The 20,170-nt window shown below is 64.4% G+C and carries 23 protein-coding genes; 10 read left to right on the forward strand and 13 right to left on the reverse strand.

What is annotated here, in order from left to right:
• Window positions 1–34: 34 nt before the first annotated feature.
• Both EGK63_RS10870 and EGK63_RS10875 read left to right on the forward strand, forming a co-directional pair.
• Window positions 35–766 (forward strand): HupE/UreJ family protein, encoded by a 732-nt coding sequence (locus EGK63_RS10870; protein WP_125901473.1) that lies wholly within the window; start codon window positions 35–37, stop codon window positions 764–766.
• Between the two features lie 14 nt (window positions 767–780).
• Entirely contained in the window at window positions 781–1,422 is a 642-nt protein-coding gene (locus EGK63_RS10875; RefSeq protein ID WP_076224200.1) for a transmembrane anchor protein, read from the forward strand.
• Between the two features lie 65 nt (window positions 1,423–1,487).
• On the opposite strand, the gene EGK63_RS10880 is transcribed toward EGK63_RS10875, so the two are convergent.
• Window positions 1,488–2,819: an MFS transporter gene (locus EGK63_RS10880; protein ID WP_125901563.1), complete on the reverse strand. Its 1,332-nt coding sequence runs from the start codon at window positions 2,817–2,819 to the stop codon at window positions 1,488–1,490.
• A 66-nt stretch (window positions 2,820–2,885) separates the two neighbouring features.
• On the opposite strand from EGK63_RS10880, the gene EGK63_RS10885 reads away from it, so the two are divergent.
• The 6 genes from EGK63_RS10885 to EGK63_RS10910 all read left to right on the forward strand — a co-directional run bounded on the left by EGK63_RS10885 (window position 2,886) and on the right by EGK63_RS10910 (window position 8,378).
• Complete coding sequence (locus EGK63_RS10885) at window positions 2,886–3,161, forward strand: metal-sensing transcriptional repressor (protein WP_046653321.1); 276 nt, start codon at window positions 2,886–2,888, stop codon at window positions 3,159–3,161.
• Between the two features lie 142 nt (window positions 3,162–3,303).
• Window positions 3,304–4,494, forward strand: coding sequence for a chromate efflux transporter (chrA, locus tag EGK63_RS10890; RefSeq protein WP_125901474.1), 1,191 nt, complete (start codon window positions 3,304–3,306; stop codon window positions 4,492–4,494).
• A gap of 132 nt (window positions 4,495–4,626) precedes the next feature.
• Window positions 4,627–5,199: a hypothetical protein gene (locus tag EGK63_RS10895; RefSeq protein ID WP_125901475.1), complete on the forward strand. Its 573-nt coding sequence runs from the start codon at window positions 4,627–4,629 to the stop codon at window positions 5,197–5,199.
• Window positions 5,196–6,578, forward strand: coding sequence for a 7-cyano-7-deazaguanine synthase (locus tag EGK63_RS10900; protein WP_125901476.1), 1,383 nt, complete (start codon window positions 5,196–5,198; stop codon window positions 6,576–6,578). The genes EGK63_RS10895 and EGK63_RS10900 overlap by 4 nt, the downstream gene beginning before the upstream one ends.
• Complete coding sequence (locus tag EGK63_RS10905; RefSeq protein ID WP_125901477.1) at window positions 6,578–7,756, forward strand: ImmA/IrrE family metallo-endopeptidase; 1,179 nt, start codon at window positions 6,578–6,580, stop codon at window positions 7,754–7,756. The genes EGK63_RS10900 and EGK63_RS10905 overlap by 1 nt, the downstream gene beginning before the upstream one ends.
• Complete coding sequence (locus EGK63_RS10910; RefSeq protein WP_125901478.1) at window positions 7,731–8,378, forward strand: hypothetical protein; 648 nt, start codon at window positions 7,731–7,733, stop codon at window positions 8,376–8,378. The genes EGK63_RS10905 and EGK63_RS10910 overlap by 26 nt, the downstream gene beginning before the upstream one ends.
• On the opposite strand, the gene EGK63_RS10915 is transcribed toward EGK63_RS10910, so the two are convergent.
• Window positions 8,375–8,584 (reverse strand): helix-turn-helix domain-containing protein, encoded by a 210-nt coding sequence (locus EGK63_RS10915; RefSeq protein ID WP_125901479.1) that lies wholly within the window; start codon window positions 8,582–8,584, stop codon window positions 8,375–8,377. The genes EGK63_RS10910 and EGK63_RS10915 overlap by 4 nt on opposite strands.
• Before the next feature lie 44 nt (window positions 8,585–8,628).
• Here EGK63_RS10915 and EGK63_RS16495 point away from each other — a divergent pair, with 44 nt between their 5' ends.
• Both EGK63_RS16495 and EGK63_RS10920 read left to right on the forward strand, forming a co-directional pair.
• The gene (locus EGK63_RS16495; protein WP_165906582.1) at window positions 8,629–8,775 is read left to right on the forward strand and encodes a hypothetical protein; all 147 of its coding nucleotides are present in this window, start codon (window positions 8,629–8,631) and stop codon (window positions 8,773–8,775) included.
• Window positions 8,776–8,849: 74 nt separating this feature from the next.
• The gene (locus tag EGK63_RS10920; protein ID WP_125901480.1) at window positions 8,850–9,599 is read left to right on the forward strand and encodes a hypothetical protein; all 750 of its coding nucleotides are present in this window, start codon (window positions 8,850–8,852) and stop codon (window positions 9,597–9,599) included.
• Between the two features lie 155 nt (window positions 9,600–9,754).
• Here EGK63_RS10920 and EGK63_RS10925 read toward each other — a convergent pair whose 3' ends face one another.
• The 11 genes from EGK63_RS10925 to EGK63_RS10975 form a co-directional block, all read right to left on the reverse strand.
• Entirely contained in the window at window positions 9,755–10,579 is an 825-nt protein-coding gene (locus EGK63_RS10925; protein WP_165906583.1) for a glycosyltransferase family 2 protein, read from the reverse strand.
• 212 nt (window positions 10,580–10,791) lie between these two features.
• Entirely contained in the window at window positions 10,792–10,974 is a 183-nt protein-coding gene (locus tag EGK63_RS10930) for a CsbD family protein (protein WP_125901482.1), read from the reverse strand.
• Window positions 10,975–11,034: 60 nt separating this feature from the next.
• Window positions 11,035–11,505, reverse strand: coding sequence for an NUDIX domain-containing protein (locus tag EGK63_RS10935; protein ID WP_125901483.1), 471 nt, complete (start codon window positions 11,503–11,505; stop codon window positions 11,035–11,037).
• Window positions 11,506–11,567: 62 nt separating this feature from the next.
• Window positions 11,568–12,611 (reverse strand): sensor histidine kinase, encoded by a 1,044-nt coding sequence (locus tag EGK63_RS10940; RefSeq protein WP_125901484.1) that lies wholly within the window; start codon window positions 12,609–12,611, stop codon window positions 11,568–11,570.
• A gap of 3 nt (window positions 12,612–12,614) precedes the next feature.
• On the reverse strand, window positions 12,615–13,037 hold the full coding sequence (locus tag EGK63_RS10945; RefSeq protein WP_243637659.1) for a response regulator: 423 nt from the start codon (window positions 13,035–13,037) through the stop codon (window positions 12,615–12,617).
• Window positions 13,034–14,569, reverse strand: a complete 1,536-nt coding sequence (locus EGK63_RS10950; protein WP_125901485.1) for a CHASE3 domain-containing protein — start codon at window positions 14,567–14,569, stop codon at window positions 13,034–13,036. The genes EGK63_RS10945 and EGK63_RS10950 overlap by 4 nt, the downstream gene beginning before the upstream one ends.
• A gap of 54 nt (window positions 14,570–14,623) precedes the next feature.
• Entirely contained in the window at window positions 14,624–16,723 is a 2,100-nt protein-coding gene (gene flhA / locus EGK63_RS10955; RefSeq protein WP_125901486.1) for a flagellar biosynthesis protein FlhA, read from the reverse strand.
• A gap of 47 nt (window positions 16,724–16,770) precedes the next feature.
• The gene (gene bla, locus EGK63_RS10960; protein WP_243637660.1) at window positions 16,771–17,670 is read right to left on the reverse strand and encodes a class A beta-lactamase; all 900 of its coding nucleotides are present in this window, start codon (window positions 17,668–17,670) and stop codon (window positions 16,771–16,773) included.
• 35 nt (window positions 17,671–17,705) lie between these two features.
• Entirely contained in the window at window positions 17,706–19,121 is a 1,416-nt protein-coding gene (locus EGK63_RS10965; RefSeq protein WP_125901487.1) for a sigma-54-dependent Fis family transcriptional regulator, read from the reverse strand.
• Window positions 19,122–19,162: 41 nt separating this feature from the next.
• Complete coding sequence (gene fliN / locus EGK63_RS10970; protein ID WP_003163531.1) at window positions 19,163–19,495, reverse strand: flagellar motor switch protein FliN; 333 nt, start codon at window positions 19,493–19,495, stop codon at window positions 19,163–19,165.
• Window positions 19,495–20,169, reverse strand: coding sequence for a hypothetical protein (locus EGK63_RS10975; protein WP_003163532.1), 675 nt, complete (start codon window positions 20,167–20,169; stop codon window positions 19,495–19,497). Before EGK63_RS10975 ends, fliN begins: the two co-directional genes overlap by 1 nt.
• Window position 20,170: the final 1 nt, after the last annotated feature.

Genomic DNA, 20,170 nt, shown 5'->3' on the forward strand with positions numbered 1-20,170 from the left:
GACGTCGCACTTCACTCCAATCGCAAGGATGCACATGACTTCCGCACCCTGCCGCGACCGACTGTCGTGGCTTCGATCACCCTGGACCCTGGCGGTCCTGGTGGTCGGCTTCCTCTTCCTTGAAGGCCTGCTCAGCCAGGTCCTCGCCCACGGCGTCGCCGCAGGCGACAAGGGCTACATCCAGGAGACCTCAGGCTTCCTGTTCTGGCCCTTCGTCTATCTGGGGGCCAAGCACATGGTCACGGGCTACGACCACCTGCTGTTCCTGTTCGGCGTGATCTTCTTCCTCTACCGGATGAAGGACATCGGCATCTATGTGACGCTGTTCGCCATCGGCCACTCGTCGACCCTGCTGCTCGGGGTGCTGATGAACATCAGCGTCTCCAGCTATCTGGTCGACGCCATCATCGGCCTGTCGGTCGTCTACAAGGCCCTGGACAACATGGGCGCCTATCAGAGGTGGTTCGGCTTCCAGCCCTCCACCAAGGCGGCCACGATGATCTTCGGCCTGTTCCACGGCTTCGGTCTCGCCACCAAGCTGCAGGACTTCCAACTATCGCCCGACGGCCTGCTGTGGAACCTCGTGGCCTTCAACATCGGCGTCGAGATCGGCCAACTGCTCGCCCTGGGCGGCATCCTCATCCTGATGGGCTTCTGGCGCCGCACGAACGGCTTCTGGAAACACGCCTACCTCACCAACGTCGTGCTGATGACGCTCGGCTTCATTCTGACGGGCTATCAGCTCGTCGGCTTCTTCGTCATGTGATCGGAGACACCCTCATGTACAACGCAAACCGCCCCTCCAAAGCCGACCTGCCGACCACGGGCCAACTGTTGAAGTCGACCGGCATCGCCGCCGCTGTAGCCTCCGTGCTCCTGGTCACCGTCGTTCTCCCCGCCGAATACGGCGTCGACCCCACCCGCATCGGTTCGGTCTTCGGTCTCACCGAAATGGGCCGCATCAAGCAGCAACTCGCCAAGGAGGCCGAAGCCGACGCCGCAGCTGACGCGGCCGCTGTAGATGCTGTCCCTGTGGCGGCGTCGCCGAGCCCCGTTGCGCCAGCCGCCACCGTTCCAGCCGCCGCCCCGACGGCCACGCCCAGCGTCGGCCGCACGGACGAAACCGTCCTGACGCTGCAGCCTGATCAAGGTGCCGAGATCAAGCTGGTCATGGAAGAAGGCGCGACAGCGCGCTTCACTTGGACCAGCAGCGGCGGCAAGATCAACTTCGACACCCACGCAGACCGACCAGGCGTCTCCTACCACGGCTACGGCAAGGGCTCCTCCCAAAGGGAGGAAGGCGTTCTGACGGCGGCCTTTACCGGTAGCCATGGCTGGTTCTGGCGCAACCGCACCGGTCAGCCCGTAACCATCACCCTTAAAACCATTGGCGCCTATACCGAGATCAAGCGCGTCGTCTGACGTAAATCCCGACACCTATAGACAGGGCGCGCCGTTGCACGGCGCGCCCTGATTTCTTTACGGCGTCACACGCGATTCTTGGGCCACCGGCGGTGATTGTCATCAATCACGACAGGGTGGGCGTGTGCTACGCCTTCCGCATCGGGGCGCATTCCCTCGCTCAGGTGCGCGTGATCCGGCTCCATGTCGTGGTGGTCGTGCAGCAGGTTCAGCGGATCGTGCGCAGGCCAGACGAAGAGCGCCAGAAGGGTGCCGAGGCCGCACAGTCCCGCCAGAACGACGAAGGCCATCTGAGGATCAGCTTCGGCCGACACCAGCCCCGCGACCGGATAGGCGATCAACCAACAGGCGTGCGACAGGGCGAACTGGGCCGCAAACAGGGCCGGCCGTTCCGCCGCCGACGAGGACCGCCGCAGGGCGCGGCCCGCAGGCGTGATGGTCAGCGAGTAGCCAAAGCCCATGACGATCCACAGACCGATCAGCACCGGATAGCTGCGGGCGAACAGCGCACCGGCGATGAGCACGGCGGTCATCAGGACGGCGCCCGACACCATGGCGCTGCGATCCGTCACCCGCTCCAGCGTCTTGGGAAGCAGGAAGGCGGCCGTCATCGACCCGCCTCCGAATGCCGCCAAGGCCCAGGCGGTCGCCTGCTGCGACAGGCCGAAGTTCGACTGCACCAGGACGACAGTGTTGACGAAGACCATGGCGCCGCCCGCCGCCGTCGCCAGGCTAACCGCCAGCAGGCCGCGCAGGCGTGGCGTCAGGGCGAACAGCTTCACGCCTCCGGTCAGACGACGCAGGAACGGCAGGCTCTGCGACGCCGACAGCTTGGGCAGGACCGCCGTCACGACGAAGCCCGCTGACAGGATGAAGCCCAGCGCGGTCCCGACGAAGAGGTTGTGATAGCTGATGAAGGCCAATAGCACCGCCGCCAGCACGGGGCTGGCGACGCTTTCCAGATCGGCCGCCAGTCGGGACAAGGACAGGGCCTTAGTGTACTCGCCCTCGTCCTCCAGCAGGTCGGGGATCATGGCCTGGAAAGCCGGGGTGAAGGCGGCCGAGGCGACGTAGAGCACCGTCATAAGTCCGTAGACCTGCCAGGCCTCGTTGACGAAGGGCAGCGAAGCCGCAACGCCAGCGCGCACCACGTCCAGCGAAACCAGCAGGGTCTTGCGCGGCAGTCGAGACGCCAGGGCGCTGGCGAAAGGCGCCACCCCGACATAGGCGATCATCTTGATCGCCAGGGCCACGCCGAGGATTTCACCCGCGCTGGCGCCCGCCAGGTCATGCGCCAGCAGGCCCAGGGCCACGGTCGCCATGCCGGTTCCGAGCAGGGCCGCCACCTGGGCGATGAACAGGTGACGATAGGCGGCGTTCCTGAGGGGAGAGAACATCACGGGCCTTTCGATGCGGCGTTTTCGCGTTTGACGTATCCCCACCAGGGGGATAGGTCAAATTGCATGGCACACATCTCTCATGCGTCGCATCCCGAAGTCATCAAGCGCCTGAAGCGCGCCGAGGGTCACATGCGGACCGTCATCCAGATGATGGAGGATAAGAGGGCCTGCGTTGATCTGGCCCAACAGCTTCACGCCATCGAGAAGGCGGTCGCGGCGGCGAAGAAGACCTTGATTCACGACCACATCGACCACTGCTTGGCCCATGCCGCTGACGGCGACCCTGTCGAGGCGAAGCAGGCGATGGCCGAGTTCCGGGAAATCACCAAGTACCTGTGACGTCAGCTTCCAACCGGCAGGACGTCGCCCTGCCAATCCGCCTCCGGTAACGCTATGATGGGCGGGCAGGCAGTCGCGGCTGCCCTGCTGGTGCGATGCGTCAAACGCACGTCGTCGTCCGCGCGACCCGTGAGGCAAGTCCATGACTACGTCGCCAGACACCCTCGGTCCGCCCCGCCTTTCGCTGGCGGCGCTGTTTCTCAAATTCCTGCGGTTCGGTTTCCTGGCGTTTGGCGGCCCCGTCGCCCAGATCGCCATGATCCGCCGCACCCTCGTCGATGAAGAGCGATGGATTTCCAGTCCGCGCTTCAACCGCCTTCTGGCGGTGATGCAGGCGCTTCCTGGGCCAGAGGCCCACGAGTTGTGCGTCCATATGGGCATGATGGCGCGGGGACGGATCGGCGGCCTGCTCGCAGGCCTCGGCTTCATGCTGCCCGGCTTCGTGCTGATGCTGGCGGCGGCCTGGCTCTATGAACGCTTCATCGTCGGACAATCGGGCCTGACCGGCCTGCTTTTGGGCGTTCAGATCGTCGTGGTCGCCATCATCATCCGCGCCGTGCATCGGATCGGCTCCCACGTCCTAGAGGACCGTCTGCTGTGGGCGCTAGCGATCGGGGCCTTCGTCGCCTCTCTCCTCCATGCGCCCTTCTGGATACCGCTTGTGGCTTGCGGCCTGATCTACGCCCTGGAGCAACGTCCCTGGGCAGGCGTCGCCATTGCCGTCGCCGCCGTCTTCATCGCCATCCTGTTCGGCGTCTATCTGGAGGTCGCCCCGCCTGCGATCGCGATCTCGGCTGAGCCGTCGCCTCAACTCGCCGCTCTATTCATCGCCGGGTTGAAGGGCGGGCTGCTGACGTTCGGCGGCGCCTATACCGCCATCCCCTACGTGCGCGCCGACACTGTCGGACGCGGCTGGTTGCCGGACGGCGTCTTCCTAGATGGCGTGGCGCTGGCCGGCGTCCTGCCGGCGCCTCTGGTGATTTTCGGCACCTTCACGGGCTATGTGGTCGGCGGCTGGGCCGGCGCGCTGGCGCTGACTGCCGGAATTTTCCTGCCCGCCTTCGCCTTCTCGATGGTGCTGTTCAATCACCTGGAGGCCGTGGTCGAGAACCCGGCCTTGCACCGCCTCCTGGCAGGCGTGGCGGCCGCCGTCGTCGGCGTCATCGCCGCCACTTCGCTTCAACTGGCCTGGACCACAGCCCAGTCGGCGCCGACGTGGTGGATCGCAGGTTTGATCTTCATCGCCGCACTGATCGCCGCCGTGCGGATCAAACCGCGCTGGACACCGATTCTCATTCTGAGCGGGGCGGTTGCAGGACAGCTCGTGCTCTAAAGATTCATTGTCCAATCGCGCCATGCGTGAGCACGCAGCGACGGCCTAAATTTCGTTATGTCAGAAATCGTCGGTATTTTTATTGACAATGTCAGAATCGTGCGGCAACCTTCCTGGCATGGAGGTAAGACCATGAGCGACGGTCCTCATCGTAGCCTGCCGTTGAGGCGGGCCTGGAAGAAAGTCTGCGAGATCGCAGACGGACGTGCCCATGCACTGGAGGAAGTGGTTGAGAGAATTCCGGCCGCACTAGCTGCGGACGCAAAAGGCGAGATCAGCGAAGGCCTGCTCAGAAGCCTGCGTCGGATTCTCACGTCCGAACAGCCGCAACTGATCGACGACACGCCCCAACAGGTGGCGGCGCTGCGTTCGCAGGCGGCCTCGGTTATGGAGATCGACTTGGTAGAAGCGGTCGGCGACGCCCTACGTAACGGCCAACGCGGAGCTGAAGCTTTCCAAAGCGGAGCCGAGGCTGTCTTTGAGGAGCGTGGGGAAGCAGTGACCCGATCTCTTGTGGAGCACTACCTGCGCCGATCGCCGCTAGAACGAGCCGCTCATGTCGAGCAACGAGTCACCGCTGCGCTCAAGCAGGCGAGTGACCGGGTGCGTGATGTCGCAACCGGCCTAGTTACCGGGGTTATGAAGCGTGCCTTGCCGAAGGCCGTGGATCGGTCCGGCCTCGAAGATGGACCCGCCCTCGCATGACGGGTTTCGCCTCCTATCGCGCAAACGAAGCACCGCTTTTAATCGATGCGGTCGAAGCAGATGCGCCGCTCCGTGACGGCGCGACGCCCGCTCTGCTAGGGCAAAGTCTTTGCCTTGATACCCGCGGGCTCACCTCATTCTTCTTCGCGCGGTTTGATCGCCGCCTCTACGATCTCCTAGTTGTCGCGGCGGCGGTCGAATTCTGTGACCGCTTTAAACGACGTCCAGGTTGGGGGTGGTCGCGCGCGTTTGACGTCCGGGTCGCAGTGCACGAACCCGAAGTCTGGTCCGCACCGGAGGCGAAGGCACTTCTGGAAGAGACCGTGTCATTCCTGACAGGTGATGTCTGGCGGTTCTGCTTCGAAGCTAGACTAAGGGACGAACCCGCGCCCGTGACGCTTCCACTGCCGCTTCCGCCTTATTGCGCGCTCATTATGCCCTACAGCGAAGGCCTAGATTCTCTTGCGGTCCATGCCCTCACGGCACACGCGACCAACAGCGAACTTGTCCGGGTGCGCCTAGGGTCAGGCGGCGTCGACAAGGCAGTGCTGGACAAGGACCGCAAACCCTTTGCACGAGTGCCCTACAAAGTCTCCGTGCCAAACAACGCGGAATCGTCCGCTCGATCTAGGGGCTTCAAATTCGCGGTCGTGACCGCGATCGCCGCAGCGATGTCGGGAGTTCAACGGATCATCGTCACCGAAAGCGGGCAAGGGGTCTTGGGACCGGTGCTTGTTCGATCCGGTCATGCGTACCCCGACTATCGCGTCCATCCCGCCTTTAGCCGGAAAATGGAAAGCCTGTTCTTGGCGCTCACTGGGCATGAAATTCGGTATGAGTATCCGCGTCTCTGGTACACCAAGGGTGAGACCATGGCCGCCGCGAAGGCATTACCGACGCCCCCGGATTTCGTCACGCGGACGCGCAGTTGCTGGCAGAGTTCGCAGCAAGCTTCCGTAGACGGCTCACGCCGCCAATGCGGAATTTGCGCGGCGTGCATGCTGCGACGTGTGAGCATGTTCGCTGCGGAGATTGATGAGCCTGCGGACAGGTACGTGTGGGAAAATCTGACTGTCACTGAATTTGACACTGGCGCTGCCGCCGCATTCCAAGGACATACGCGCGCTCTGAGAGAGTATGGTATCGCAGGCGTGCTACATATGGACCATCTAGCGTCACTGGCTGCACCTTCAGCGCAGACCAGTGCATTCCATCGCGTCGTACGCCTCACTGCAGACGCGCTTGGTGAAGATGAAGGCTCTGTGCTGGCCCAGACCCGAGCTCTGCTGGATCGCCACGCTGAGGAATGGCGTCGCTTCGTGATCGCTCAAGGCAATCAATCTTTTGTTGCGCGGTATGCCGCCAGCGTGGTCGCGTGATGGAGACTCCTGCCGCCATCGATCCAATCGCCCTGGGGGAGCGCCTGCGTCTGGCGAGAGACGCGGCGAAGATCACCCAGGCCCAAGCGGCCGAAGCCATCTCTGCGGCTCGCACGACCCTAGTGGCGATCGAACAGGGCGGCCGCCGGCCGCGTCTAGAAGAATTGCAGACTCTCGCTGGCCTTTACGGCACGACAGTGAACGCGTTGTTGCGCCGGGAGTCAGCCAAGGTAGACCTGCGTCCCCGCTTTCGTCGAACCCAAGACGGCGGCTCAGCTGTTGAGATGGCTTCCGCCTTGTTGACCGACTTGGTCAAGGCCGAGGTGGAACTTGAAGATTTGCTTGGAGTGGTTCGGGGTCGATCCGAGCCTCCGGAGCGCCCCATTCTGCCCGGTAACGTCCTCGCCCAAGCCGAAGAAGATGCATTCGAACTACGCCAGTGGCTGGGCATAGGAGATGCGCCCGTCCATGACATGGTTTCAATTCTCGAACTTCAGCTTGGAGCTCGTGTGTTCGTCCGCAGGCTTGAGGCCAAGATTTCTGGTCTCTATGCTTACGACAACGACGCTGGTCCATGCGTCCTGCTAAACGCCCTACATCCGAAAGAACGGCGAGCGCAAACCGCCGCCCATGAACTCGGTCACTACATCTCTACCCGAAACGCGCCGGACAGCCTTTATGAGGGCTCGCCTGAACAGACTCGCGAAGAGCGCTACGCCAATGCCTTCGCGCGGGCGTTCCTAACGCCTGCGCGAACGGTCAAGTCGATGTTCCGGGACACGACAGCGGGGGCGACAAATCTGACGCGCCGCCACGTGATCGTGCTTGCCCATGGCTTCGGTGTATCACGTGAAGCTTTGGTGCGGCGGCTCGAAGAATTGGACCTCGTGCCGAACGGAACTTGGGATTGGTTCGAACGGACCGGCGGCATTACTAACGACCAGGCGCGGCAGGTCCTGGGCGAAAACCCAGCATTCGATCCGCGCGGCGAAGATGGGGAGCGGTCGGTGTCGCTCCGCCTTCAACTCCTAGCGGCCGAGGCGTGGAAGCGTGGCCTGCTCTCCGAGGGTCAAGTGGTCAGTCTGCTCAAGATCGACCGGGTACAAGCGCGTGAGTTGATAGACGCCTATGAGGCAGATGAGGAGGCGGCCGATGGGCTTCCCCGCATCCGGCGCTGAGCCCCCAATACATGTCGCTGATGCGAGCGTTTGGATCAACCTCGCCGCTACGGGCCGATGCCCGGAAATCCTCGCTGCGCTCGGTGCGTCATTCGCTATCGTTGATGTGGTGCTCAGGGAACTTCAGCGCGGCAGCGCCAATGGGCATGGGGTGCTGGAGCATATCCAGCCGCTGATCCAGTCCGGGCTAATTCGAGTTGTGGAGATGGAAACCGCAGACGAAGAGCCGTATCTTAGCCTAGTTGCAGGCGGCACGGCAGAAACCTTGGACGATGGCGAGGCTGCGACCTTGGTCGTAGCCGTGCGCCTTGGGGCAATCGCCCTGATTGACGAACGCAAAGCGACTGCGATCGCAAAGCGTCGCTTTTCTGCACTCGAACTTCGGTCCAGCACTGAGCTGCTATTCGCTACGCTACCAGACGAAGGCGGGAATGTCGGCCCCTTGGCCGATGCCCTGTTTTTGGCGCTCCAGAGGGCCAGAATGCGGGTGCCAACTCATTGGCAGGCTAGGGTGATCGAAGTTCTGGGTCCCGAGCGAGCGAGCGCCTGCAACAGTTTGCCGGCGCATCTACGGGCACCGCTGATAGACACGGTAAACGCTCGTCCCGTTCGCTCCGATTAGCGGACTGCGTAAAATTCTGTGGGATGGACGCCAAGCACTTCAGCCAACTTGCCTAGAATTGCCACTGTCGGGTTGCCCTCGCCTCGCTCTATGCGCCCGAGATGACGCATCGCCAGACCCGCTTCACCCGCTAACGCCTCCTGGCTCAAGCCGCGCTCCTTGCGGAGACGCCTGATATTTGCGCCGACGATCTTCTCCCATTCCATCAGCGCGATGGTGTTAGCGGAGCGGTAACCTCTCTAGGACATCTATGTCCTATTATTCCAGAGGGGCGATTATGGGGTGTCTGGCGGGTGTGATGTTCGGCGCGGTCGGCTTTTTCGTCGCCGGACCGATAGGCGCGATCATCGGTCTGCTCATCGGCATCCTGGGTGCCGTAGGAGCGAAACGCCGATGAGAAGGTTGCTTATCCTGACAAGCGCTAGCGCTCTGCTGACCGGCTGCGCCTCTACTCCGCCGCCGGAGGTGCGGATGATCCCCACCGCCGATCACGGCGTGGGTGTCCGCTTCTCGCGCGGCAACGCCCTGATGGTGTCGAATGGGCCGTCCGGCGCGATCATGCTGCTGCCGATCCGCTATAACGACACGCAGAAATTCTTCTTCTCGATCGCCGCCTTCAACACCTCAGGTTACCCGATCAACATCGGTTCAGAGGACGTGCGCCTCTATCTGGATGGGCAGCCCTACAGCGTCCAGGACTTCGACTATCTGCGCCACAGTGCGCGCACGACCGCCCAGCGTGAGATGAACCTGGCCTGGGCCGACGCGGCCGTGGAATATTTCCTCACTCTTCAGGAGATGGAGGACCACCCACGCCGCCACGACATCGCCTACCGCAGCGCCTCCGGGCAGCTGCAGGCGTCGCACGATCATATCCAGCGACGGTTGCGCCAGACTATCTCCACTCTGGGACGAACGATGCTGGAGACGACGACCATCGACCCCGGCACGGCGCATGGCGGCGCGATCCTGGCGGAACAGATCGTCATCCCTGACGGCATGGTTCGCGACATGGTGATTGAAGTGCGTTTCGGGGGCTTCCCGCACCGCTTCCGGTTGAACCTGGCGCCGTCGGGCACCTACGCCCCGACGCCGGTCGACATCCCAGCCGTCCCGGCCCAGGTCACGCAGGAGCTCATGCGCACCCGCGAGACCTGGCACTGGACCGACGGCCCGCCGCCGTCGCCGGCGATCTTCAAGGGCATGCCGGTGATCGAATAGCTGCAGTTCGCACTGCAGTACGTTTTGTGCTACAGTTAGAACGTTGTCGTTCAAGGATTTTCCCGAACTTGTCGCAAAGTGGCACCTTGGGTGGCACGACATTTAGAACGGGCGCTCCTTGTCGATCAGCGATCTGAAAACCAAGAGGTTCTTGCTCACCTACCCGCCCTACATTCCCTATTCGGGGAGAAGGCGCCCTGGGCCACCAAGGTGCCGTGATACATGGATTGCATTCGCTTCACAGCGGCGATGCCGTGAAAATAGTCCCATTCCTGCGAGCGGGTGAGGAAGTTGTGGCGTGAGTTGCGGACCATGACGGCGCCCGCAATGGCCTGGGTTGAAGGCGGATCGGTCAGCAATCGCTCGACGATCTGGACCAGGCCGTCGTCGCGCACCCAGGAATCGCCGTCGATGGTGACGATCAGATCGTGCCGGGCCTCCTTCAGGCCGCGGTTGAGTACCGCCGCCTTGCCTGCATTGACCGTATAGTCGATCAGGCGCACGTCAGCGTTTGGCGGAAAGCCAAGTTCGATAATGGCCGCGCGCGCGATCGCGACCGTATTGTCGGTCGAACCGTCGTTGAGGACCAGCACCTCATAAGAGCCGGGATAGGTCTGAGCCGCCAGGCTAGCGAGCGTGTCGCGGATCCCGGATGCTTCATTGTATGCCGCGACAAGAACGCTGACCGGCGGATAGGACGTCGGCCGGATACGCGGCGGCCTGCGGTCGAACAAGAGCGTGCCGAGCAGAAAGGCGTTCATGAATCCCGGCACATAGGCGATGAAGCCGATGGCGATGAGGGCGAATATCCAACTGCTGACGTTGGCCAGATCGGCCAGCCACCGCTGTGACAGCCAGACGCTAAGCGCGGTCCAGGCAATCGCCAGCGTCAGGGCCAGTGCGAACTTGGCGGGGATCGGCAAATACAACCGACGATAAGGGCGCGGCAGCGCCGTCGTCGTTTCCTGAACAACGGCCATTGGCCCGGCTTTCGTATCAGACACTCTATCGGACATCACAGGCCCCATGAACGTCTTACGGATGACGATTGAAAACCTTCGTTTCTTAAACCGACAAACTCAAACGTAGTAACCAGAGACCAAATATTACGGCACTTACTTCAAACAAATTGTAAATTCTTGCATCAGGCGAGTAGCAGGCGCCGCACAGCGGCGACGCCTGCCCAGACGCTCTAGCCCCGGTCGCCCTTCAGCGCGTCCTTCACGCCACCGACAGCGTTTTGGACCTTGCCGGCGACCTGATCGGCTCGGCCTTCAGCTTTCAATTTTTCGTCGCCAGTCAGCTTGCCGGCTGCTTCCTTGAGCTTGCCGCCGATGTTTCTGGCGGCGCCTTCAATACGATCTTTGTCGGGCATTAGGAGCTCCCTGCCAGGGAACGCCGGGACGGCGTCCCTCAGGAAAACAACCCTTTTCGATCAGCCAGGTTCCGTAATGGGAGCGCCATGATCGCGAAGCCATCGAGCGATCGCCCAGCTGTGCGCCTCATGCCGCAGGCTGGACAGGGCCTGGAGCGGCTCCACCCAGACCAGGGCGTGATCCGCCTCCTGCTTTAGCGTCTCGTCAGTGCCTGTCACTCGCACCGTCCAGACGCCGCTGACGTTGTTGACCGGCGCGCCGTCCGACTTGTGGAAGAACTGAGCCGCCTCGACCAGACGATCGACCGGCTCGACGATCAGGCCCGTCTCTTCGCCGAATTCTCGGATCAGGGCCTGTTGTTCGCTTTCCTCGCCGTCCACGGCGCCGCCGGGCAGGTCGAAATAGGCCGCGCCGTCGCCTCTATCCACGCGAACACAGGCCAGGCGGCCGTCACGCTCGGCGATACCGAAGACGGCGGGACGATGGGTGTAATCAAGACCCGGACGGGCCGTGCCGAACTGAAGCTTCATCAAGGAAGACTAGCGCCTGTCGTTCGACCCGCGAAAGCCCGAAATGACGAAGAAACGATGATCTAGAGATCAAACGCCAGGCGCGCACGCACGCCGTGGTGAACAGGGTCCACCTCGATCGTTGAACGCAGCCCTCCCGCCATGGCCGAGATGATCTTGGAGCCGAGGCCCGTGCCCTTGGGTAGGCCGTCGCCCAGCCCCGGCCCGTCATCCTCGACCGTCAGCTGGGCGCGACGCCCATCCTGCAGGCGTTCAAGCAGCACGCGAATCTCGCCCGCCGCGCCCGGCTCATAGGCGTATTTGACGGCGTTGGTGACCAGCTCCGTAACGATGACCCCCAGCGAGACGGCCTGGTCGGTCGTCACGTGCAAGGGTTCGGCGCGCAAAGCCAGTCGAGGCCCGCCGTCGTCAGGGCCGATGGACTTGCCCAGTTCCTCGACCAGCCCGGCCAGGTATTCGTCCATCTGCACCCGCTCGACGTCCGCCGAGGTGTAGAGGCGACGATGGACGTGGGCCACCGCCTCGATACGCACCTGCGCCTCTCGTAGGGCGTCCCGCGCGCCCTCGTCAGCCAGTTGCCGCAGTTGCAGGGAGATGAAGCTGGACACCAGTTGCAGCGAGTTGCCGACGCGATGGTTCACCTCGCGCAGCAGGGCCTCAGCCCGGTCGCGCGCCTGCCGCACCTCCTCCAGAGCCTCTTCCTTCTCACGCTCCAGACGACGGCGCAGCAGGGCGTCTTCGACCGCTGAGCGCAACAGGGCCGTGAAGTCCTCGGAAACGTCCTTGATGACATAGTCGGCCGCGCCTGCGCGCAGGGCCGCCACGGCGATGCGCCCGTCCTGGGCCCCCGTGACGTAAACCACCGGCGGCGGTTCCGGCAGAGCCAGGATGTCGGGCAGAACATCCAGCCCCTCGCGTCCCGGCATGTAGTGATCCAGGGCGCAGACATCGAACACGTCCGCCTTCAACGCCTCATAGCCCGCGTCAGCGTCCGGCGCACAGGTCACCAGATAGCCGTGACGCTCCAATTCCTTCTGGACCAGCCGCGAAAGACCGCGGTCGTCATCGATATACAAAAGACGGATGGCGGCCCCGACCTGATTCACGCTTCAGATCTCGGGCGCTTGCATGACTGAAAGGAACAGACCCAGTTGGCGGATCGCGCCGGCGAAGGCCTCATAGTCCACGGGCTTGGTGATGTAGACATTGCAGCCTAGGTCGTAGCATCGCTGAATCTCGACCTTGTCGTCGGTCGTGGTCAGGACGACGACAGGGGCGCGTCGCAGGCGTTCGTCCGCCTTCACCCGCTCCAGAATCTCGGTCCCTGACATGTCCGGCAAATTCAGATCCAGCAGGATCAGCAAAGGCCCGCTGCGGCGCACTTCGTCGCTGAACAGGTAATCCAGCGCCGCGTCGCCATGGTCGAAGTGGACGATGTCGTTGGCGATGTTCGCGCGCCGGATGTTCTTTTCGATGAGTTTGGCATGGCCATGGTCGTCTTCGACCATGACGATCTTCACCGAATGACTCACAGGCGGTCTCCTTGATGCTCACTCAGCATAATCAGACGTTTCGGAAATTTAATGTGAAAAGTCGAGCCTTCTCCCAACTGGGACTCGACGTCGATGGAACCGCCCATGCGACGGACGATGTTGCGCACGAAGGCCAGGCCCAAGCCTTCGCCCGGCTTGTCCTGCTTGCCCGAGCGCCGGAACAGTTCGAAGATTCGCGCATGGTCCTTGGGCGAGACGCCTCGACCGTTGTCCCGCACGGCGTATGACACCCAGCCGTCCGGCTCGTCCTGACCGCTCACCTGGATACGGATGGGACGGTCCGCCTGCTGATACTTGACCGCATTATCGATCAGATTGCCGAATATCTGCTCGATCGACAGACGATCATTCTCCATCGTCGGAAGAGCTCCGATGGTGATCTCACCACCCGTTTCCGTCACTTGATGGCTGACCGTATCGGCGATGGCGCGGACCATGCCGGTCATGTCCAAACGCTCAGGCAGCAAAGCGCGCCGCCCCTCGCGCGAGAGCTTGAGGATGGCGTTGATCAGCCGGTCCATCTTGGCCGTCGAGGTGCGGATGAAACCCACCGCCTCGGGCGCGTCTTCGCGGACCGCGCGTAGCGCCTCGGGATCCACCAATTCGGGGTGGGTCGTCTCGAGCGCCGTCAACTGATGGTCCAAAGTCTTGCTGACCTGCTCCAATTCCGAGGTGTAGCCCATAACGTTGACCAGGGGCGCACGCAGGTCATGGCTGACGATATAGGCGAAACGCTGAATCTCTTCATTGGCGCGGGTCAGCTCGGCGGTGCGGTCGCGGACTTCGTTCTCCAGCCCGGCGTTAACGCGGTCCAGCTCGAAATGCGCCTCTTCGATCTCGGCCACGTAGCGACGCACCAGCCAGACGCTGATACCCGCCAGAAGCAGGACCAGCACAGCCGCCAGGGCGTTGACCGCCACGGTGATCGTCTGCGCCCGCTCGGACTGGCGGGTGCGCTCGGCCAGGCGACGCGCCTCGACGGCGTCGACGGCGGCCAGTTCGACCCGTATGGCGTCCATCTGGGCCTTGCCCTGCCCGCCTCGAATAAGAGACACCGCCTCGCCGATCCGTCCCGTTCGGGTCAGTTCGATCGTGCTGTTCATCAGCGCCAGGCGCTCTTGGTAAAGCCCCTTCACCTTCTCCACCCGCCCGACCTGGGCTTCGTCGCCGTCAACCAGCGTTTCCATCCGGTCGATGACGTCTGGAAGCTTGGCCACAGCATTGTCATGGACACCCAGGTATTCGGCCCGCGCCGTCAGCATGAAGCCGCGCTGCCCCGTCTCGGCGTCGGTCAGCAGCATCAACATGTCCTTGGCCGCCAGGCGCACCTGCTGGCTGTGATCCACGGTATCGTTGTACGTCGCCGTCCGCTGGATCATGACGAAAGTGGCCGCATTAACCGCCATCAGCAGCAAGATAGCCAGCGCCAGAAGGGCGATGATCGAGCGACTGAGGGTCGGAGTGCGCAGGAAGGTTCCGAAGGTGCGCAGGGCCGGCCGAATGCGTTTCATGCCGCGAACCTTATTCGCCGTCGAAGCCGTGTCCAGCCCCTACCATGCCGCGACCTAGACTGATCCCACCGTCCTGAGGCGGGCCTTGGGATGAATCTCATTTTGGCTCATCACCACCGTCTGACCGCGGAAGCGTTCGATGATGGAGCGGACGTAGGGGCGGACCTGCGGCCCGGTCAGCAGGACCGGGTTCTCGCCCGTCATGGCGGCGCGCTCGAACACGTCGCGGACAGCCCGGATGAAGTCCTGAAGCTTGCTCGGCGCCATGGCCAGTTGCTTGTCCTCGCCGGGACCGATCAGGCTTTCGGCGAAGGCCTGCTCCCACTCGGGCGACAGGGTGACGATGGGCAGGGCGCCGTCGTCGGCCTTGTGCTGCCAGCACAGCTGACGCGCCAGACGGCCGCGCACGTGCTCGACCAGGGTGGCGACGCTGGTGGTGTGCGGCGCCGCCTCGGCCAGGCCTTCCAGGATGGCGGGCAGGTCGCGGATCGACACCTTCTCGCGCAGCAGGGCCTGAAGCACGCGCTGAAGCGTGGTCACGGTGACGACCGAAGGGATCAGCTCCTCGACCAGTTTCTGCTCCTCGCCCTTCAGCTCCTTCAGCAGCTTCTGCACCTCGGCGTAGGAGAGCAGCTCGGCCATGTTCTCCTTGAGGATTTCGGTCAGGTGCGTCGTCAGGACCGTCGAGGGGTCGACGATGGTGTAGCCGCGGAAGGTCGCCTCTTCGCGCAGGGACTCGTCGATCCAGGTGGCGGGCAGGCCGAAGGCGGGCTCACGCGTATGCTCGCCGGGCAGCTCGACCTGACGGCCCGCCGGGTCCATCGCCATCAGGGAGCCGAGGCGCACCTCGCCCGAACCGGCGTCCATCTCCTTGATGCGGATGGCGTAGCCCTGATTGGACAGGCGCATGTTGTCGAGGATGCGCACGCTGGGCATGACGAAGCCGTACTCCTGGGCCAGCGAACGGCGCAGGGCGCGGATCTGGTCCGTCAGGCGGCGGCCTTCCAGGTCGTTGATCAGGGCCAGCAGGGCGTAGCCCAGTTCGATCTTGACCTCATCGATGGTCAGGGCGGTGGAGATCGGCTCCTCCACGTCCTCCTTCGGTTTCAGATTCACCGGCTCGGCAGGCGGCGGCTTCAGCCGGTCACGGCCCAGCTTCCACGCCATGAAGCCCGTCCCCAGCGCCAGCGCCGCGAAGGGCAGCAACGGCATCCCCGGAATCAGGCCGATCAGGCCCGCCGTGCCCGACACCACGCCCAGCGACACCGGATTGCTGGCCAGCTGGGCGACGAAGGCCTTGTCGGCCGAACCCTCGACCCCCGCCTTGGTCACCAGGAAGCCCGCAGCCACCGACACGATGATGGCCGGGATCTGCGTCACCAGGCCGTCGCCGACGGTCAGCTGGACATAGGTGTTGGCCGCCTCCATGGCGGGCATCCCGTGCTGCACCACGCCGATCAGCAGGCCGCCGATGGCGTTGATGAAGGTGATGATCAGGCCCGCAACGGCGTCGCCGCGCACGAATTTGGAGGCGCCGTCCATGGCCCCGAAGAAGGTCGATTCCTGCTCCAGTTCCTTGCGGCGCAGCTTGGCCTGATCCTCGTTGATCAGGCCCGCGGACAGATCGGCGTCGATGGCCATCTGCTTGCCTGGCATGGAGTCCAGGGTGAAGCGGGCCGAGACCTCGGCGATGCGGGTCGCGCCCTTGGTGATGACCACGAAGTTCACCACCAGCAGGATGGCGAAGATGATCACCCCGATGATGAAGTTGCCGCCCATCATCAGCTCGCCGAAGGCCTGGATGATCTTGCCGGCGCTGTCGTGCCCTTCCTGGCCGTTGCTGAGGATCAGCCGCGTCGAGGCCAGGTTCAGCCCCAGCCGGTACAGCGTCGAGACCAGAAGCACCGTGGGGAAGATGGCGAAGTCCAGCGGCCGCTTCATCATCACGGCCGTCATCAGGATCAGCACGCTGGACACCAGCGAGATCGCCAGCAGCAGATCCAGAAGCATCTTCGGGATCGGCACGATCAGCAGCATGATGACGGCGATGACGCCGACCGCCATGCCGACTTCGCCACGCAACAGCCAGCCGAGCGCATCGCGCCCCGTGGGGCGCGCCAGGCCGTCCTTCATCAGGAGCGGCGCATCAGCCATGGCGGACGACGAAGGTCATGGCGCCTGATGACAGGATTCGCCGGGTCTCAGCCATGCCCCAGCGCCTTGAGCGCCTGACGGGTCGCGTCGGCGATCACCGCTTCGCGCTGGGCGTTGGTCGAATCCTTCGTGGCGTGGAAATAGACGGCGATGGCGATAGGCGCGCTGTTCGGCGGCAGGATCAGGCCGATGTCGTTGACGGGGCCGCCGCCGCCCGTCCCCGTCTTGTGCGCCACGGTCCAACCGGCAGGGGCGCCCGCCTTGATCCGTCCCGGCCCCGACGGGCTATCGACCAGCCAGCGCATCAGCAGGGCTTTGGATTCCGGGCTCAAAGGCGTGTCGGCGTCGACCAGCAGACGCTGGATGTTCCGAACCGACTGATCGGGGGTGATGGTGTCCTTGTCGCCTTCCGCGACGTTCAGTTCCGGCTCCAACCTGTCGACACGAGTGCTGTCGTCGCCGATGCCGCGATAGAAGGCGCGCAAGGCGTCCAACCCGCCCATCTCGCGGATCAGGATGTTGGCGGCGGGGTTGTCGCTGACCTCGACCGTGCCCTTCATCAACTGCTCGATAGTCAGGGTCGAGCCGACCGCCGGTTCCGTGACCGGAGCGTGGAATATCATGTCGGCCTGCGTCACCGGGATCGCCCGATCCAGCCGTTCCTGCCCTGCCTGGACGCGCAGCAGGATCGCGGCGGCCAGATACATCTTGAAGGTCGAGCAATAGACGAAGCGCTCGTCGCCGCGCCAGGCTGCGCGCAAGCCCTCGGTCGCGACGGAGACGCCCAGGCGGCCGCCGTGACGCGCCTCCAGCGCCGACAGGTCGAGATCGAGCACGATGGGGTCGGGCGTCGCCTGCTTCACGGCGCGCGCACACGCCCCCAGCGTCATTCCTCCCAGCGCCAGGGCGCCCGCGCCGATCATCAAGGCGCGACGGTTCGTGTGCATCAGTGGCTCCTCATCCCAGAAATGGTTCATGTGCATCAGTGACTTCCTATTCCATAAGCCGCCGCAACCCCTGACTGGGGCGCCGGGATCGGCGCGCCCTGGTCGGCGTATTCGTTCAGCTTGTTGCGCAGGGTGCGGATGGAGATGCCCAGGATGGTCGCCGCGTGGGTGCGGTTGCCCAGGCAATGGCTGAGGGTGTCCAGGATCAGGGTCTTCTCCATCTCGGCCACGGTCTGGCCGACGAAGCTGCGGGTGACGGCGTCGGCGACCTGGGCCGCCTGACCGGCCACGCCGGCGTCATAGGTCGAGGCGGCAGGCGCGGCCTGAGCCCCCTCCCCGCCCAGCAGCGGGCGGCCGTCCGGCAGGCGGATGGCGTCGACGTCGATCTCGGCCCCCGCCGCCAGCAGGACGGCGCGGTGCATGGCGTTTTCCAGCTCGCGCACATTGCCGGGCCAGCGGTGGGCGACCAGGGCGCGCCTGGCCTCCGGCCCGATGGCGCGCGGCGGCACGCCGTTGGCGGCGGCGTATTTCCTGACGAAGTGGTCGGCCAGCACGGCGATGTCGCCGGGGCGTTCGCGCAAGGACGGCAGGCGCAGGTTCACGACGTTGAGGCGATACAGCAGGTCTTCGCGGAACGTCCCCTCGGCCACCGCCTTGGCCAGGTCGCGGTTCGAGGTGGCGATGATGCGGATGTTGACGGGCACCGGCTTGGAGCCGCCGACGCGGTCGATCACCCGCTCCTGAATGGCGCGCAGCAGCTTGGCCTGCAGCCGGGCGTCCATCTCGCTGATCTCGTCCAGCAGAAGCGTGCCGCCGTCAGCCTCCTCGAACTTGCCGATCCGACGCGCCACGGCGCCGGTGAAGGCGCCCTTCTCATGGCCGAACAGCTCGGATTCCAGCAGGTTGTCCGGGATGGCGGCGCAGTTGACGCTGATGAAGGCCTTGTCCGCCCGACGCGAATGCGTGTGCAGATAGCGCGCCATCACCTCCTTGCCGACGCCGCTCTCGCCGGTGATCAGGATGGAGGCTTCCGAACGCGCCACCTGATCGGCCAGCTGAATGACCGACTTCATCGCCGGATCGGCCGAGATCATCGGCCGCTCGTCGTCCGCCACGGCGGACAGGACGGCGGCGATCAGGTCCGCCTCGGGCGGCAGGGGGATGAACTCCTTGGCCCCGGCGCGGATGGCGTCGGCCGCCTCGCGCGCGTCGGCGTCGACGCCGCAGGCCACGACCGGCACATGGATGCGCTCGGCGTCGTTGGCGGCGATCAGGGCGGCGATGTCGATGCGGTAGTCGACCATCAGCAGGTCGGCGCCCTGCCCCCGGCGCAGCTGCTCGGTCGCCTGATCGGCGCGCTCGACGTGCTGGACCTTGGCGCCGTGCGCCATGGCCATTTTCACCGCCGTCGCCAGTTGGCCGCTTAAACGACCCACCACCAGAAGACGCATCGCCCTACTCCTTCAAATCCTGTCGGTGACGGGGCGGCCGATCAGGCGCCCTTGTCCTCGGTCTTGATGATTTCCGTCATGGTCACGCCCAGCCGGTCCTCGACGACGACGACCTCGCCGCGCGCCACCAGGCGGTTGTTGACGAAGATGTCGATCGCCTCGCCGACCTTGCGGTCCAGCTCCAGCACCGAGCCCTTGTTGAGCTTCAGCAGCTGGGCCACCGACATATTGGCCTTGCCCAGCACGGCCGAGATGTTGACCGGCACGTCGAAGACGGGCGCCAGGTCGACGGCGGACTTCTCGCCGCCCTCGTCGGCCAGATTCAGGGCGGTGGACTCGCCGAATTCCTCAAGCGAAAGATCGTCGGTGGCCATCAGAAGCCCCTTCTGTCATGAGCGCCGCCTTCGAGGGGCGGCTCGGCGTGGCCGGCTTCGGCGGCCAGGGCGGCGTTGAGCGCAGCGACCACACGGGCCTCGGCTTCGGCCGGATCGAATTCAGCGCGGCCGTCGGCCCATTCCAGGGCGAAGGCGGCGGCGGGCAGATGCGGTTCGTCGCGGAACACCACCAGTCCCGAGAAACCCGCCTGGGCGCACAGGGCCTCGATCTGGGCGCGGCCTTCGTCATCGAGCCCCGAGGCGCGAACCAGAAGGCGCGGCGTCGCGTCCATCTCCTGTCCCAGGGCCTCGATGGCGGCCTCGAGCGGACGGCGCGGAAAACGATCGAAGGCGGCTGAACCGATGACCCGCGCGGCGGCCAACGCCAGTTCGGCGGATTCGCGACGGTGCGACTCGGCCACGCCGCGCAACAGGGTCGCGGCCTGCGCCGTCGACTGGGCCACGATCGACAAGGCGTCGGCGCGCAGGGCCTCGACCTCGGCCAGGGCCTGCTGACGGGCCTCCAGCCGGGCCTGGGCGACCAGGGCTTCGACCTCGGCGGGGGCGAAGGATCGTTTGGCCGGCTGCCAGGTCGAGGCGCGCAGCACGGCGCCGTCGGCCCCGAACTCGGTGTCGAAGGCGAAGGGGACGGCGTTGGCGGGTTGGGCGCTCATG

Source organism: Brevundimonas sp. 357, from assembly GCF_003938605.1.
Classification (GTDB): domain Bacteria; phylum Pseudomonadota; class Alphaproteobacteria; order Caulobacterales; family Caulobacteraceae; genus Brevundimonas.

Excerpts from the sequence above, each read along its gene's own strand:
- EGK63_RS10870 (WP_125901473.1), top strand. The coding sequence starts at position 35 with ATGACTTCCGCACCCTGCCGCGACCGACTGTCGTGGCTTCGATCACCC.
- EGK63_RS10875 (WP_076224200.1), top strand. The coding sequence starts at position 781 with ATGTACAACGCAAACCGCCCCTCCAAAGCCGACCTGCCGACCACGGGC.
- EGK63_RS10880 (WP_125901563.1), bottom strand. The coding sequence starts at position 2,819 with ATGTTCTCTCCCCTCAGGAACGCCGCCTATCGTCACCTGTTCATCGCC.
- EGK63_RS10885 (WP_046653321.1), top strand. The coding sequence starts at position 2,886 with ATGGCACACATCTCTCATGCGTCGCATCCCGAAGTCATCAAGCGCCTG.
- chrA (WP_125901474.1), top strand. The coding sequence starts at position 3,304 with ATGACTACGTCGCCAGACACCCTCGGTCCGCCCCGCCTTTCGCTGGCG.
- EGK63_RS10895 (WP_125901475.1), top strand. The coding sequence starts at position 4,627 with ATGAGCGACGGTCCTCATCGTAGCCTGCCGTTGAGGCGGGCCTGGAAG.
- EGK63_RS10900 (WP_125901476.1), top strand. The coding sequence starts at position 5,196 with ATGACGGGTTTCGCCTCCTATCGCGCAAACGAAGCACCGCTTTTAATC.
- EGK63_RS10905 (WP_125901477.1), top strand. The coding sequence starts at position 6,578 with ATGGAGACTCCTGCCGCCATCGATCCAATCGCCCTGGGGGAGCGCCTG.
- EGK63_RS10910 (WP_125901478.1), top strand. The coding sequence starts at position 7,731 with ATGGGCTTCCCCGCATCCGGCGCTGAGCCCCCAATACATGTCGCTGAT.
- EGK63_RS10915 (WP_125901479.1), bottom strand. The coding sequence starts at position 8,584 with ATGGAATGGGAGAAGATCGTCGGCGCAAATATCAGGCGTCTCCGCAAG.
- EGK63_RS16495 (WP_165906582.1), top strand. The coding sequence starts at position 8,629 with ATGTCCTATTATTCCAGAGGGGCGATTATGGGGTGTCTGGCGGGTGTG.
- EGK63_RS10920 (WP_125901480.1), top strand. The coding sequence starts at position 8,850 with ATGATCCCCACCGCCGATCACGGCGTGGGTGTCCGCTTCTCGCGCGGC.
- EGK63_RS10925 (WP_165906583.1), bottom strand. The coding sequence starts at position 10,579 with ATGGCCGTTGTTCAGGAAACGACGACGGCGCTGCCGCGCCCTTATCGT.
- EGK63_RS10930 (WP_125901482.1), bottom strand. The coding sequence starts at position 10,974 with ATGCCCGACAAAGATCGTATTGAAGGCGCCGCCAGAAACATCGGCGGC.
- EGK63_RS10935 (WP_125901483.1), bottom strand. The coding sequence starts at position 11,505 with ATGAAGCTTCAGTTCGGCACGGCCCGTCCGGGTCTTGATTACACCCAT.
- EGK63_RS10950 (WP_125901485.1), bottom strand. The coding sequence starts at position 14,569 with ATGAAACGCATTCGGCCGGCCCTGCGCACCTTCGGAACCTTCCTGCGC.
- flhA (WP_125901486.1), bottom strand. The coding sequence starts at position 16,723 with ATGGCTGATGCGCCGCTCCTGATGAAGGACGGCCTGGCGCGCCCCACG.
- bla (WP_243637660.1), bottom strand. The coding sequence starts at position 17,670 with ATGCACACGAACCGTCGCGCCTTGATGATCGGCGCGGGCGCCCTGGCG.
- EGK63_RS10965 (WP_125901487.1), bottom strand. The coding sequence starts at position 19,121 with ATGCGTCTTCTGGTGGTGGGTCGTTTAAGCGGCCAACTGGCGACGGCG.
- fliN (WP_003163531.1), bottom strand. The coding sequence starts at position 19,495 with ATGGCCACCGACGATCTTTCGCTTGAGGAATTCGGCGAGTCCACCGCC.
- EGK63_RS10975 (WP_003163532.1), bottom strand. The coding sequence starts at position 20,169 with ATGAGCGCCCAACCCGCCAACGCCGTCCCCTTCGCCTTCGACACCGAG.